Annotated in this window: 13 protein-coding genes; 1 reads left to right on the top strand and 12 read right to left on the bottom strand. The window is 64.0% G+C overall.

Annotation, left to right across the window (positions count from 1 at the left end):
* Positions 1 to 40: 40 nt before the first annotated feature.
* Positions 41 to 1129 (top strand): Zn-dependent alcohol dehydrogenase, encoded by a 1089-nt coding sequence (locus IVB27_RS42625; RefSeq protein ID WP_007605188.1) that lies wholly within the window; start codon positions 41 to 43, stop codon positions 1127 to 1129.
* Positions 1130 to 1196: 67 nt separating this feature from the next.
* Here IVB27_RS42625 and IVB27_RS42620 read toward each other — a convergent pair whose 3' ends face one another.
* The 12 genes from IVB27_RS42620 to IVB27_RS42565 all read right to left on the bottom strand — a co-directional run bounded on the left by IVB27_RS42620 (position 1197) and on the right by IVB27_RS42565 (position 14018).
* Positions 1197 to 2570, bottom strand: coding sequence for a putative hexosyltransferase (locus tag IVB27_RS42620; RefSeq protein WP_247448456.1), 1374 nt, complete (start codon positions 2568 to 2570; stop codon positions 1197 to 1199).
* A gap of 367 nt (positions 2571 to 2937) precedes the next feature.
* Positions 2938 to 3213, bottom strand: a complete 276-nt coding sequence (locus IVB27_RS42615) for a DUF1488 family protein (protein ID WP_345947009.1) — start codon at positions 3211 to 3213, stop codon at positions 2938 to 2940.
* A 157-nt stretch (positions 3214 to 3370) separates the two neighbouring features.
* Positions 3371 to 3979: a tetratricopeptide repeat protein gene (locus IVB27_RS42610; RefSeq protein WP_247448455.1), complete on the bottom strand. Its 609-nt coding sequence runs from the start codon at positions 3977 to 3979 to the stop codon at positions 3371 to 3373.
* Positions 3980 to 4133: 154 nt separating this feature from the next.
* Complete coding sequence (locus IVB27_RS42605) at positions 4134 to 5612, bottom strand: AMP nucleosidase (protein ID WP_247448454.1); 1479 nt, start codon at positions 5610 to 5612, stop codon at positions 4134 to 4136.
* A gap of 161 nt (positions 5613 to 5773) precedes the next feature.
* Positions 5774 to 7108 carry an HlyD family type I secretion periplasmic adaptor subunit gene (locus IVB27_RS42600; RefSeq protein ID WP_247448453.1) on the bottom strand — a complete coding sequence of 445 codons (1335 nt, stop codon included), beginning with the start codon at positions 7106 to 7108 and terminating at the stop codon, positions 5774 to 5776.
* Entirely contained in the window at positions 7105 to 8850 is a 1746-nt protein-coding gene (locus tag IVB27_RS42595) for a type I secretion system permease/ATPase (RefSeq protein WP_247448452.1), read from the bottom strand. The genes IVB27_RS42600 and IVB27_RS42595 overlap by 4 nt, the downstream gene beginning before the upstream one ends.
* 261 nt (positions 8851 to 9111) lie before the next feature.
* Positions 9112 to 9381, bottom strand: a complete 270-nt coding sequence (locus IVB27_RS42590; protein ID WP_247448451.1) for a GlsB/YeaQ/YmgE family stress response membrane protein — start codon at positions 9379 to 9381, stop codon at positions 9112 to 9114.
* A 90-nt stretch (positions 9382 to 9471) separates the two neighbouring features.
* Entirely contained in the window at positions 9472 to 10449 is a 978-nt protein-coding gene (locus IVB27_RS42585; RefSeq protein WP_247448450.1) for an ABC transporter ATP-binding protein, read from the bottom strand.
* Positions 10446 to 11861, bottom strand: coding sequence for an amidase (locus IVB27_RS42580; RefSeq protein WP_247448449.1), 1416 nt, complete (start codon positions 11859 to 11861; stop codon positions 10446 to 10448). The genes IVB27_RS42585 and IVB27_RS42580 overlap by 4 nt, the downstream gene beginning before the upstream one ends.
* A complete protein-coding gene (locus IVB27_RS42575) occupies positions 11858 to 12055 on the bottom strand; it encodes a hypothetical protein (protein WP_247448448.1) in 198 nt (65 codons plus the stop codon). The genes IVB27_RS42580 and IVB27_RS42575 overlap by 4 nt, the downstream gene beginning before the upstream one ends.
* Positions 12052 to 13113, bottom strand: coding sequence for an ABC transporter ATP-binding protein (locus IVB27_RS42570; RefSeq protein ID WP_247448447.1), 1062 nt, complete (start codon positions 13111 to 13113; stop codon positions 12052 to 12054). The genes IVB27_RS42575 and IVB27_RS42570 overlap by 4 nt, the downstream gene beginning before the upstream one ends.
* A gap of 2 nt (positions 13114 to 13115) precedes the next feature.
* Positions 13116 to 14018 carry an ABC transporter permease gene (locus tag IVB27_RS42565; RefSeq protein ID WP_247448446.1) on the bottom strand — a complete coding sequence of 301 codons (903 nt, stop codon included), beginning with the start codon at positions 14016 to 14018 and terminating at the stop codon, positions 13116 to 13118.
* Positions 14019 to 14183: the final 165 nt, after the last annotated feature.

Below are 14183 nucleotides of genomic sequence, written 5' to 3'. Positions count from 1 at the left end.
CACCCGCGTTCAAAGCAAAAAAAGCGATAGGGAGTGCTCGATGAAGGCCGCCGTCCTCCATGAAGTCAACAAACCCCTGGTCATCGAGGATGTCAGCCTGCCGAAGCCCGGCCCGCGCGAGGTCCTGATCCGGACGTCGGTGGCGGGTCTCTGCCACTCCGATCTGCACTTCATGGAGGGGCTCTATCCGCATCCGCTGCCCGCGGTGCTCGGGCACGAGTCCGCCGGTGTCGTCGAGCAGGTCGGCTCCGACGTGACTTATGTAAAGCCCGGCGATCACGTCGTCACCTGTTTGTCGGTGTTCTGCGGCACCTGCGACAATTGCACCACGGGCCGCACGGTGCTCTGCACCGACACCACGGTGAAATTGCTGCCGGGTGCCTCCAATCGGATGCAGTGGGCCCGCTCGGAGAAGCTGCATCAGTTCCTCAATCTTTCCTCCTTCGCCGAGCAGATGCTGGTGCATGAGAACGCGATCGTCAAAATCCGCAAGGAGATGCCGCTCGATCTCGCCGCGCTGATCGGCTGCGGCGTCATCACCGGCTATGGCGCGGTCGTAAACACGGCGAAGGTGACGGCCGGCGAGACCGTGGCCGTGATCGGCTGCGGAGGTGTCGGCATGGCTGCGATCAACGGGGCGCAGATCGCGGGCGCCGGCCGCATCATTGCCATCGACACCAATCCGGCAAAGCTGCAGCTCGCGACCAAGCTGGGCGCTACCGACATCATCAACCCTGCCGACGGCGACGTCGTGAAGCAGGTGCGCGATCTCACCAATGGCGGCGTGCATCATTCCTTCGAGGTGCTCGGCCGCAAGGAAACCGCCGAGCAGGCTTTCGGCATGCTCGCCTCGGGCGGCACGGCCACCATCGTCGGCATGATTCCGTTCGGCCAGAAGATCGAGCTGCACGGCTTCGACTTCCTGCGCGAGCGCAGGATCCAGGGCTCCTCGATGGGCTCGAACCACTTTCGCGTCGACATGCCGCGGCTGGTGGATTTCTACCTGCGCGGACGGCTGCATCTGGAAGACTGGATCTCGGCCAAGCTGAAGCTCTCCGAGATCAACGAAGGCTTTGCCAACATGAAAGCCGGCAAGACGCTGCGCAGTGTGATCATATTCGACAGCTGATTGCTGGCGCTCCCGTGTTGCTCCGAAACAGCTGTCAGCCCCCGGCTCGACCGGGCGAGAGTTGAAGTCAAGACAACCGGTCCGGGCTGTCGCCCGAGCTGCGACGCGACTCTTTCAGGAGCAGCAGCGTCATAACCGTGGCGAGACTAGCGGTGAGCAGGTACACGGGGGACAGGTTCCAACTGGCACCTTTGAAGACCAGATTGGAGAGCAATCCCGCAATCGACACGATGAAGCCGAGCCAGGCAAACCTCGGAAAGCGAAATCCACGTTCGCCGCGCCAAAGATCAAGCACGAGGTAGAACACGAGAACGGTGTTGCAGAGTGCCGCCGGCAGCAGGCCCAGGACGATCCCGCTTTCGAACGCGAGATAGGATAACACGCCGTCGACTTGAGCAATCGCCGCGAAGGGCAAATAGCGCGGATTGAGGCAGGCGAGCGCGATGGACGCTAGTTCGAACGCGTAGAAGTAGCGCTCGTGCATCTTCGGGAGGAGATACGGCATGAGCATGAGCGATACACACGCGGCGAGCAGAATAAACTCCGGCCCCGCTTGCTTGGAGCGCGCGATGAAGATCGACAAGGCGAGCCCGCTCGCCGCTGCGAGCGCCAGGCCGGCCGCGACTCCGATCGCGTACGGCGTTGCCCCAGCCAACACCCAGATGTTCGCTGCATTCATGGTGAGACGGTGAAAGGTGTTGGCCTGGTCTAGATAGACCTCGAACACGGAGGCCAAGGATCTGCCGGCGACGAGAACCGGAATGGCGAGGACCACATAGATCCCGGGAACAGCGGCGAGCCACGCCACGTGTATCCTGCGGCGCAAAATCATGCCGAGCACGAAGGGCCCCAGGAATACGGCCTGGGCCTTCACCGAAAAGGCCAACGCAAATGACACGACGCCATTTCGGTCCCGCATGAACAGCGCCACGGAAACCAGCGTGAAGAAGGTCCAGATCGAATCAGTCTGCCCCCATACTGCCCCGTTGAAGATCACCGTCGGTGCAAGCCAAACGGCGCAGAAGCCCAGGGACGCGCGCAATGGCACCTTTGTAGCTTGCCAGACGATCTGGGCCACAGCGATCGCGCAGCCAAACTCGAATACTGCCGAGATCATCTTCAGGAGGGAAAGTGGCTCGCCTAGCCCATCAAATCGAGCGGCGATCAACAGGAGGTAGCTGAAAAACGGGGTATAGTTGGTAAAAGCTTCGGCCAGCCCACCAACGCCGTGATCTCGAGCAAAGACATACCAGGGGATCACATACCGAATGGTGTCGTCGGTCGCGTGCTCCCGGGCGAAGTAGCGGAGCACGAGGCCCACAAATCCGCACCCGATCGCTATGGCCATTGCAAGCCGCCAACTCTTTGGCAGCGTCTTGTCCGGATTGACGTAGCGACCGGACTCGCGGCTCGCGTCGTTTCCAACAATCTCTTTTGTCACGGGATCACTCGTGCGGGATTTGTGCGCGACCATCGGCGCCCTCTGGTGGCCGCCATGAAATCAGGAACCGTTGGATACAGGAGTTCCGGACGTGGTCGGCTTTCCTTTGCGCTCGGTCAAACACAGAGGCACTCCAAGCTTCGGGCGCGTCCATAGTGACTTCTTCAAGGTCGAAGCAAGCCTCTGGGCTCCAGGTTCGTGACCTAACCTGTACGAGTAACCAATTCATGGCTGGATAATGTCTGGCTTTGCATGTCTTAGGATTGCTGCGAAAAGATTGTTTGGTTAGCGAATGCTTTAGAGAAACCAAGCGCGACGAATTGCAGCGATCAAGCTTGGGGGCATGACGGCGGGGGCTGGAGTGGCATTACCGCTGCAGATGTCGCGTAAAAATCCGCACGACATGGCCCCTGACCCTCGGCGCCTCGTCGTAGAGGTCTGACGCGAGCCGCTCGATGGTCTCGCGCAGCGACATGAACTGCGCCTGCCGCGCGCTGCTTTCGGTACCCTGCATGCCCGCCAGCTCGTCCATCGCGGCGTCGCTGATCTGGCACTGCACGACCTCGCCGTCGTTCAGCATGGTGAAGAGAAAGGCCAGCCGTTCGAGATCATGGCCAATGATCCTGTCGCGCATGAGTGGCATCAAGTCGTCCCGGTCGAGCCCCCGCGCCGGACAATGCTGAAAATCTGACGCCTTGTCACCATGCGTGGGGTGCGTTAGCCGAAGGCGCAGCCCACTCCTTGTCCCGAGCCGTCGTCGGAATTGGCGGGTTACGCTTCGCTAGCACCGACCTACGGCCTCAATAAACGAGAGCCGTGCCAGTAGGTTTGTCCAGCGCAATCGCCAGAGACTTGTACTCTTCACAATCGCGGCCGCAGATCGTGGCGATACGACTTAAGTGATACATCGCCTGCTCGCGGTTGCCCTGCTCGAGCTGCCAGAGCCCATAATACTGCCAGGTCAGCACGTGATTCGGATCGGCCTTCAGCGCGCGCTCGTACCAGATCTGCGACTGCTTGTAGTCGCCGAGCTTGCGATAGGAGTAGCCGATGAGGTTGGCGACGTTCGGATGATCGTCATGGTCCAACGCTTTCAACTGCTCGATCGCAGCTGCGTAGTCGTTGCGCTCGTAGATCGTGTCATAGGCCACACGGTAGCCGGCCGCGAATGCGGGGTCACCGATGCGCGACTGATTGTTCGGCTTCTTGCCTTTCTGGGTTGCCTTGGGGTTGGAACGTTTCGGGTAGGCTGGCTGCGCTTTCTGGTCCGAATAGGCGCCCGCATAGGGATCGGTGGAACTGGCGCCACCGCCGCCACCACCACCGCCTCCCGCGGCCAGCCCTGGCGAAGCGAACAACGTCGCTGCGAGCATTCCCGGCACGACAAATTTGATCATCGCTGTGATCATTGCTGCCTCCTGTTTCTGACAACGCAACCCCGACGACGTGGATAACCCTGCTCCGACGGCGATATTCCGGAATGCTTGCGTTCTCACGGAGACGTCAGTGTCGTGCGTGCGACAGTCTTGCTGCCAGATCCTGCCGGCAAGTGGGAGGGACGCGCTACTGGAACGCGACTTCGGCGAAACTGCGGAGCTTTCGCGAATGCAACCGCTCCGATTCCTGCTGCTTGAGCCGTTCCAGCGCCTTCAGGCCGATATCGAGATGCTGGCCGACGCGACGGCGGTAGAATTCACTGGCCATGCCCGCGAGCTTGATCTCGCCGTGCAAGGGCTTGTCGGAGACGCACAGCAGCGTGCCGTAGGGGACGCGGAAACGGTAGCCGTTGGCGGCAATCGCGGCCGATTCCATATCGAGTGCAACTGCGCGCGATTGCGACAGACGGCGGATCACCGCCGGGCCGGAGATCTCCCAGTTGCGATTGTCCACGCTTGCGACGGTACCCGTGCGCATCAGACGCTTCAGCTCGAAACCTTCGAGGCCCGTGACGTCCTCGACGGCCTCTTCGAGTGCGACCTGCATCTCCGCCAGCGCCGGGATCGGCACCCACAGCGGCAGCTCGCGGTCGAGCACATGGTCCTCACGCACGTAACCATGCGCAAGGACGTAGTCGCCGAGCCGCTGCGTGTTCCGCAGGCCCGCGCAATGGCCGAGCATCAGCCAGGCATGGGGCCGCAGCACGGCCACGTGGTCGGTGACGTTGCGCGCGTTGGACGGGCCGGTGCCGATGTTGATCAGGGTGATGCCGCGATAGCCGGGCTCGACCAGGTGAAAGGCCGGCATCTGCGGCGTGCGGGCGGGCGCAACGCCCGTCATCGCGCCGCCGCTGCGCGTGATTACATTGCCGGGAGCGACGAATGCCTCGAAGCCGGCTTCGCCGGACTGAAGCCGCTGCTGGCAGAGCTGCGCGAAGGCATCGACATAGAACTGGTAGTTGGTGAAGATCACGAAGTTCTGGAAATATTCGGGGTCCGTGCCGGTGTAGTGGTAGAGCCGGCGCAACGAGTAGTCGACGCGGGCCGCCCGAAACAGCGATAGCGGCTCGGGCGCGCCGGGCTGGAGCTCGAAAGTGCCGTCGGCGATGGCATCGTCCATGGTGGCCAAATCAGGCACGTCGAACGCATCGCGCAGCGATCCCGCGACGGCGAAGTTCTCGCTGGTGGTGATGGCCGCCTCGATGTTGATATCGCGACGATAGGCGAAGTGAACGGGGATCGGTTCGCCGGATTCGCCGATTTCGACCGGGACGCCGTGGTTCTGAATCAACAATCCGATCTGCTCGGTGAGATAGGTCCGAAACAGATCCGGACGCGTGACGCTGGTCTCGTGCACACCGGGCCGGGCGACGAAGCCGTAGGCGAGCCGCGAATCCAGCCGCGCATGCGTCGCAGTGGTGACGCGGACGAAGGGATAGAAGGCCCGCACCCGCGTCGTGATCGCCTCGCCGTTGACGTAAGCCTCGAACCGGTCGCGCAGGAACTTTGTGTTGCGCTCGTAGATCTCTTCGAGGCGGGCGACGGCGAGACCAGCGTCGGAGAAGGATTCGGTGGCGATGGACGGTGGGGATTGGATGGATTGCATTGTTCGACGCCGGGTTGCTGGGGCTGAATCGAACTATAGCAAGAACGAAGGCTCGCCGTCATTGCGAGCGTAGCGAAGCAATCCAGAAATTTCGCTGCGAAGGCAGACTGGATTGCTTCGCTGCGCTCGCAATGACGAACGGGATGACGCGCTTTCGCGCGTCACTTCTCCCGGAACGCCCGCATGAACTGGTCGTGCAGCGGCTTCATCAGATAGGACAGCATGGTGCGGTCACCGGTCTGGACGAAGGCCTCCGCCGGCATACCGGGAATCAGCTTGGAGTCGCCGAGTTTGGCGACCTCTTCCGCTGGCAACGAGACGCGGATGGTGTAGTAGCTCTGGCCGGTGCGCTGATCGGTGGTGACGTCGGGCGAGACGCGGCTGACGACGCCGTTGAGCTCGGGCGTGGTGCGCTGGTTGAAGGCGGACAGACGCAGCAGCGTCTTCTGGCCGATCTGGAGCTTGTCGATATCGACCGGATTGACCTTGGCCTCGACCTGGAGATCATCGGCCTGCGGCACGATCAGCATGAGCGCGTCGCCGGCGGTGACGACGCCGCCGACGGTGTGCACCGTCGATTGCAGCACCATGCCGTCCTGTGGCGCGCGGATGTCAACGCGGCGAAGCTGATCTTCGGCCGCGACCTTGCGCTCGATCATTTCGCCGATCTTGTCGTTGGTCTCGCGCAAATCCTTCGAGACCTCGCTCACCATGTCCTTGTCGACCTGGATGATCTGGAGCTCGGTCTCGGTGATCTTGCCCTTGGCCTGCGCGCGCGAGGCAATGTATTGCGCGCGCTCGCCGTTGAGTCGGGCGGAATCGCGTTCGAGCGTGGTCAGGCGGGAGATCTGCACCAGGTGCTTGTCATAGAGATCGCGGACACCGACGAGCTCCTGCTGCACCAGCGAGATTTCCTTGTCCTTGGCTCTCTCCTGCGCGGAGAGCCCCTCGATCTCCTCGTTGAGTTGCTGGACGCGCTCGCGAAGCTGCGCCTTCTGGCCGGCGCGGCCGTTGACACGGACGTCGAACAGCTTGGTCTCGGCGGAGAGCAGGTTCTTGACATCGGGATCGTTGCCGCGCTCGAGCAGGACTTGCGGAAACTCCAGCTTGTCGATCCCGCGCTGCTCGGCCTGAAGCCGCGCCGTGCGCGCCTGCGCGGCGTCGAGATTCTTGGTGACGATGGCGAGGTTCGCCTTGGTGACGGTGTCGTCGAGCCGCACCACGATGTCACCTGCCTTGACCACGTCGCCGTCGCGGGCGCGCACCTCGCCGACCACGCCGCCGGTCGGATGCTGCACCTTCTTGACGTTGGATTCGACCACGATCTGGCCCGGCGCGATCAGCGCGCCCGAGATCTGCACCGTCGATGCCCAGCCGCCAAGGCCGACGGCCAGGACCAGCACGATCGCGAGACCGAGCATCAGGTGAAATCGGATCGATTCCCGCACCGTTCGCTTTGCGGCAGGCTTCCCGCCGCCGATCGCCATCGTGCTCATGCCTTGGCTCCGCTTTCGCTGACGATCTTGATCGGTGTCGGCGGCGTCACACGCGGCTGGAGTACCTGGGCGAGGACCTGTTCCTTCGGCCCGAAGGCCTGCATGCGGCCGTCGCGCAGCACCAGGATCTGGTCGACCGCTTCCACGCCGATCGGGCGGTGCGCCACCACGATGACGACGGCACCGCGCTCGCGCGCCCCACGGATGGCGCGGGTCAGTGCCTCGTCGCCTTCAGTGTCGAGATTGGAATTGGGCTCGTCGAGCACGATCAGGAACGGGTTGCCGTAGAGCGCGCGCGCCAGCGCCACGCGCTGCGCCTGGCCTGCGGAGAGCGAGGTGCCCTGCTCGCCGACCTGGGTGTTGTAGCCCTCGCGCATCTTGATGATCATCTCGTGCACGCCGGCCTCTTTCGCGGCAGCGATGATGCCGTCGGAGGTGGCGTCGGGATCGAAGCGGCTGATGTTCTGTGCGATGGTGCCGCCGAACAACTCGACGTCCTGCGGCAGATAGCCGATGTGGCGGCCGAGCATGTCCGACGACCATTGGTCGAGCGCCGCGCCGTCAAGCCGCACCTTGCCGCGGACCGGCTGCCAGACGCCGACCAGCGCGCGGATCAGCGACGACTTGCCGGAGCCGCTCGGTCCGATCACGCCGAGGCCGTTGCCGGCTTCGAGCGCAAAGGTGATGTCCTGGACGATGACGCGCTGGTCGCCGGGGGGCACCATGGCGACGCCTTCGACCGAAAGGCGGCTGGTGGGCGCCTGCAACTGGGTCGGCATCGTTTGCGCCGGCATCTGCTCCAAAAGACGGGTGAGGCGGTGCCAGCTCTGACGTGCCGCGACAAAGGATTTCCAGTGCGCGATCGCAAGATCGACCGGCGCAAGCGCACGGGCCGAGAGGATCGAGCCGGCGATGATGATGCCGGCGGTCGCCTCCTGGTGGATGACGAGATAGGCGCCGACGGCGAGCACGGCCGATTGCAGCATCATGCGCAGCACTTTTGCAACCGCGCCGAGACCGCCGGCGACGTCGCTCGCACGCTGGTTGCCGTCGAGATATTTTTCGTTGGCCTCGCTCCAGCGCGCGTTCATCCGGCCGGCCATGCCCATCGACACCATCACCTCGGCGTTGCGGCGGCTGGACTGGGCGATGTCGTTGCGCTGGGCGGCGAGCCCCATCGCCTCGCGCGCCGGCTGGCGGGACATGAACTCGGTGACCAGCGTCAGTCCGACCAGGATGATGGCGCCGATCAGCGCGGTGACGCCGATCATGACGTGGAAGGCGAAGCAGATGGCGAGATAGAGCGGCAGCCAGGGCAGGTCGAAGAACGCGCTCGGTCCCATGCCGCCGAGGAAGGAGCGGACATTGTCGAGATCGCGCAGCGGCTGAAGACCCTCGTTGCGGCTGCCAACCAGCAGCGGCAGGCGCACGATGGTGTCGAACACGCGCTTGTTCAGGGCTTCGTCCAGCGCGGTTCCGACCCGCCCCAGGATCCGGTTGCGGATCATGTCGAGCACGCCCTGCGCCATGTAGAGGAAGCTGGCGAGGACGATCAGGCCGACCAGCGTCGGAATGCTGCGGCTCGGCAGCACCCGGTCGTAGACCTCCAGCATGAAGATAGACCCGGTCAGATAGAGCAGGTTGATCATGCAGCTCATCAAGCCGACGCCGACGAACGCCGCGCGACAAGTGCGCAGCGCGTCACCGAGCTCTGAACGGCGGAGGCCGGGAACGGCTGCCATCAGTCTGATCTCTTTCGGGTGGGAGCCAAAGCCCCTGATTTCAAAGGCGAATTCAGGAGTAATTGACCCGGATTAATATCGCGTTTGCGCTCCTCGCCCAACGCAGCCGAATAATCCGGGACCGCTTTGGTCCACATCACCCCCGACCAGCCTCGCACGCAAGTCCGGAATCTCACGTTCTTGCGGCTTTTTCTTGCAGACATGTCACCTCTCCCCGGGCGGGGAGAGGTCAAAAGTTCGATCAATTGAACTTGGGCGCCATTAGAACCGGCCGCCGCCGCGTACCAGTCGCACCACCAGCAGCAGGATGACAGCGCCGATCGCGGAATAGACGATTTCGGATATCAGCCCGGTGCCGATGTGAATGCCGAGCTTCGGGAACAGGAAGCTTGCGACTAGCGCGCCGGCGATGCCGACCACGATGTCGCCGATGATGCCGAACCCGGTTCCGCGCACCACCTTGCCCGCCAGCCAACCGGCAACCAGGCCGACGAACAGGATGACAAGCAGGCCTTCGTTGGAAATGTGCATAAGCGAGGTCCCTCTCCGTGAACGGCCCCATGGAACCGGAACCGGAATGAATGAGGTGTGAATGCTGTTCCCCGTTCCCTGGTCCAAATATTAGGACAGCGCGGTGACCGGCTCCGCCAGCACACACCTAGCCGCCCTGCCCGCTCCCACTTCCACATTCGCGGGCAGTTGCTCCAGGCAGCGAGGCTGGGCCACGGCGCAGCGGGGGGCGAAAGAGCAGGTGTTGGGCTTTTCAGCCAGCGAGGGCGGCGTGCCGGGGATGGTTTCAAGCCGCTGCCCCCGCTTGGCGCCGTGGATGGTGGAGGCGAGCAGTCCCTTGGCATAGGGATGTACCGGCGAACGGACGATGTCGCGAAGCGTGCCCTGCTCCACGATCTGGCCGGCATACATCACCGCGACGCGGTCGCAGATCTCGATGGCGACGCCGATGTCGTGGGTGACGAAGATGACGGACATGCCGAATTCACGCTGCAGCTCGCGTAGCAGCAGCAGGATCTGGATCTGCACGGTGGCGTCGAGCGCCGTGGTCGGCTCGTCCGCCAGCAGGATCTTCGGCCGGCAGGCGAGCGCCAACGCGATCATCGCGCGCTGTCGCATGCCGCCGGACATCTCGTGCGGATAGGCATCGAGACGACGCTTGGCGGAAGGAATGCGCACGACCTCGAGCATGTCGAGTGCTCTCGCGCGTCCCTCCGCATAGCTTTTGCCCTCGTGCCGCACGACGCTTTCGGCGATCTGCGCGCCAATGGTGTAGACCGGATCAAGCGCGAGCGCGGGCTCCTGGAAGATCATCGACACGGTCTGTCCGCGGAATGACGACAGCTGCTCGTCGTTCATCGCGAGCACGTCGCGGCCCATGACGTTGACCTTGCCCGTGATCTGCGTGCGCTTCTTCGGCAACAGCCGCATCAGCGCGCGCAAGGTCACGCTTTTGCCCGAACCGGACTCGCCGAGCAGGCCCAGCACCTCGCCATCGCCGAGCGAGAGACTGAGATCGTTCACGGCATAGACCGTGCGTTCCCCGGTAAAGCGGATGTTGAGGCCTGAGATATCGACGAGCTTTGTCATGACGGAAGTTTCGGCAACCTATCGTGATAGTCGGTGACGCGCTGGAATGCCGCGCCGATGGTGAGCAAGGTCGCCTCGTCGAAGGAGCGGCCGATCAGCTGCATGCCAATCGGAAGACCGCTCTTGGTGAAGCCTGAGGGCACGGTGAGCGACGGCAGGCCGAGAAAGTTCACCGGACGGGTGAACAGCGTCAGCCGCTGCAACAGCGCCGGCGCGTTCGGTCCGCCGCCGACGTCGCTCTCCTCGATCGTCGGCGCCGGCACCGGAGAAGCCGGTGCGATAATCGCGTCAACGCCTGCGGTCGCCGCATTGTGCGCGGCGAGCGCCGGGCCGCGCCAGCGCATTGCCTCGAGATAGGTGATGGCGGGAACGGCAAGACCGTTCTGAAGCCGCATCAGGACCTGCGGGCCATAGTCCTGGGGACGCTCGATCATCCAGCGCTTGTGAAACGCGGCCGCTTCGGCTGCGAGCACGAGCTGGCTTGCCGCGGACAATTGCCGCTGGTCCGGCAGCTCGACTGTGACGATGTCGGCGCCCTCGCGCTTGAGAACGGCGATGGTCTCGTCGAGCACGCGCGCGACCTCGCTGTCGAGATCGTCGACATAGAAGGACGAAGGGACGCCGATTTTGAGACCTTTCAGCGAGCCCTTGGTCGCGCCGACATAGTCGGAAAGCGGCTGTTGGCTGCAGGTCGAATCTTGGGGATCAGGGCCGGCCATCAATGCCAGCAGCAGCGCGCAGTCCTCCGCGGTGCGGGCAAGCGGGCCGACCGTGTCGAGCGACTGCGACAGCGGCATCGCGCCGGCGCGGCTGACGCGGCCGACGGTGGTCTTCAGCCCGGTGACGCCGCAGAAATGCGCCGGCATGCGGATCGAGCCGCCGGTGTCGGAGCCCAGCGCCGCATAGGTCAACCGCGCCGCGACCGCCGAGCCGGAGCCCGACGACGAGCCACCGGTGATATGCGCGACGTTCCAGGGATTGCGCACCGGACCGTAATGGGCGTTGTGGCCGGTCGGCCCATAGGCGAACTCCGCCAGATGCAGCGTGCCAAGGCGGACCTGGCCGGCGTCCTTCAGGCGCTGCAAGGCGGTAGAGGTCACCGTCGGTACGAAATCGCGACGGATCAGCGAGCCGCAGGTCGCGACGTGGCCGGCGTCGTAATACATGTCCTTGTGCGCGAGCGGCACGCCATGCAGCGGCCCGCGGACTTCGCCTTTGGCGAGTTCGGCGTCAGCAGCGTCGGCGGCCTTCAGCGCGGCCTCCGATTCGATCGACATGAAGGCGTTGAGATGCGGCTGCCATTGCGCGATGCGCTGCAACAGCGCGCGCGTGACCTCATGCGAGGACACCTGCTTCATCGCGATCGCACGCGCGACCTCGGCGAGCGTCATCAATGCAGGGTCGGCACTCATTTCGACACCTTCTGCGTCTGCGCGATCGGATACAGCGCGGGCTCGAGGTCGAACGGCAACGTGCCGGCGATGGCCGCAAAGCCTTCAAAAGCAGGCCCGATGGAATTGGAGATGCGCGTCGCGATCTCGTCGTCGACGGGAACGCCCGCGACCTGCGCCGTCGCCTTGATCTCTTTTGTCGTCGGTCTCGTCATGCGGTTTCCTCCTTCGGCGAGCGGCTATGGCCTGAACCCGGGATCGCCATGTAGCACGCGGCCTCGTGGCCCATTGTATCGAGCGCGGTGAGCTTTGGTGTCGCATTTGCGCAGAGCGGCTCCGCAAACGGACAACGGGTATGAAAGCGGCAGCCCGACGGCGGATCGATCGGATTGGGCGGATCGCCCGTGATCGGCGGCGTCTCGGTTCGGCTATCAGGATCGGAGGACGGCATCGCGGCCAGCAGCGCACGCGTATAGGGATGCGCGGGCCTGTCCCACACCCGGTCGACCGGACCGAGCTCGACGACCTCGCCGAGATACATCACCAGCACGCGATCGCTGATGTAGCGGACGACGTTGAGGTCGTGGCTGATGAAGAGATAGGTCAGCCCAAACTCGCTCTTGAGATCGGCGAGCAAATTGAGCACCTGCGCCTCGACGGACTTGTCGAGCGCGGAGACCGCTTCATCGAGGATCACCAGCCGCGGCGACAGCGCCAGCGCACGTGCGATGTTGATGCGCTGGCGCTGGCCGCCAGAGATCTCGTGCGGGTAGCGATTGGCGAAATTTGCAGGGACCAGCCCCACCTTGCCCAGCAGCTCGCGCGCCAACGCACGCGCAGCGCCGTCCGCCATGCCGTGCACCTTCGGGCCGAAGGCGATCGATTCCTCGATGGTCAGGCGCGGATTGAGCGAGGCGTAGGAATCCTGGAACACCATCTGCATGCCGCGGCGCAGTTCGCGCAAGCTTAGCGACTGCCCGACACTCATGCCGTCATAGATGATGTCGCCGGTATCGCGCGGCATCAGGTGCATGAGCAGCCGCGCGGTGGTCGACTTGCCGCAGCCGGATTCACCGACGATGCCGACGGTCTCGCCCTTGGCGACGGAGAAGGAGACGTTGTCCACCGCGCGCACGGTGCGCTTTGCGGCGAACAATCCGCCACGAACCGGAAAATGCTTGGTGAGGCCATTGACCTGAAGCAGCGGCTGCGCGACGCCGCCGCGGTCCTCGACCGGTTCCAGCATCAAGACGGAAGCGTTGGTTTCGCTCATGGCTAGTTCCTGATGTCCATGGCGCTACGCAGGCCGTCCGAGAGCAGGTTGAAGCAGATCGAGACCGCGAAGATCATCGCACCGGGGAGCGCGGCGACCCAGGGGTTGACGTAGATCGCGGTGCGCAAGGTGTTCAGCATCAGGCCCCATTCCGGCTCCGGCGGCTTGGTGCCGAGGCCGAGGAATGAGAGGCCTGCCGCTAGGATCATCGAGACCGAAATCAGGCTGGTGGCATAGACGAAGATCGAACCGAGCACATTGCCGAGGATATGTACGCGCATGATGGTGAATGGACCGGCACCGGAGGCACGCGCGGCGTCGACGAAGTCCATGTTGCGCACGCCTGTCGTGACGCTTTCGGCGACGCGTGTGATCTGCGGCACGAACACGACGGTCAACGACACGATGGAATTGAGGATGCCGGCTCCGAGTGCGCCGGAGATCGCAATCGCCAGCAGCACGGACGGAAACGCGTAGAACACGTCGATCGTGCGCATGATCGCGGTGTTGAGCTTGCCGCCGACATAGCCGGCGACGAGGCCGAGCGAGGTGCCGATGCAGAAGGCGAGGATCACCGGCAAAATGCCGATGAGGAGCGACAGCCGCCCGCCATAGATCAGCCGCGCCAGCATATCGCGACCGAGCTCGTCGGCGCCGAGCGGGTAGCCTGATGTGCCGATGTGGCGCAGGCGCCGGATCATCGAGCCCTTGTAGGGATCTTCCAGACCGAGCCACGGCGCAACGATCGCAGACAGGAAGATCAACAGCAGCACCAGCGCGCAGACCATGCTGACCTTGTCGCGCCGGATGCGGCGGCCGACGGTCGCCCAATAGCCGCGCGCCTTGGTCGCGGGCGCGGCCTGGAGCGCCGCATCGCCTGTAACGGACAACGGAAGCTCGCTCATCGGCGAGTCTCCGTTATGCATCGAGGGATTCGATGCCCGTCAAGGCGGCGGTGCACCTCTCCCGCGTGCGGGAGAGGTCGGCGCGCAGCGCCGGGTGAGGGCTTTGTCCTCTTGGAGGCTCTCGATTGAGGAGACACCCTCTCCCCAGCCCTCCCCCGCAGGCGG

Origin of the sequence: Bradyrhizobium sp. 197 (assembly GCF_023073375.1) — a bacterium.
Taxonomy (GTDB): Bacteria; Pseudomonadota; Alphaproteobacteria; order Rhizobiales; family Xanthobacteraceae; genus Bradyrhizobium.
The sequence above is the reverse complement of the archived record's forward strand: the minus strand, read 5'-3'. Positions and strand labels throughout refer to the sequence as shown.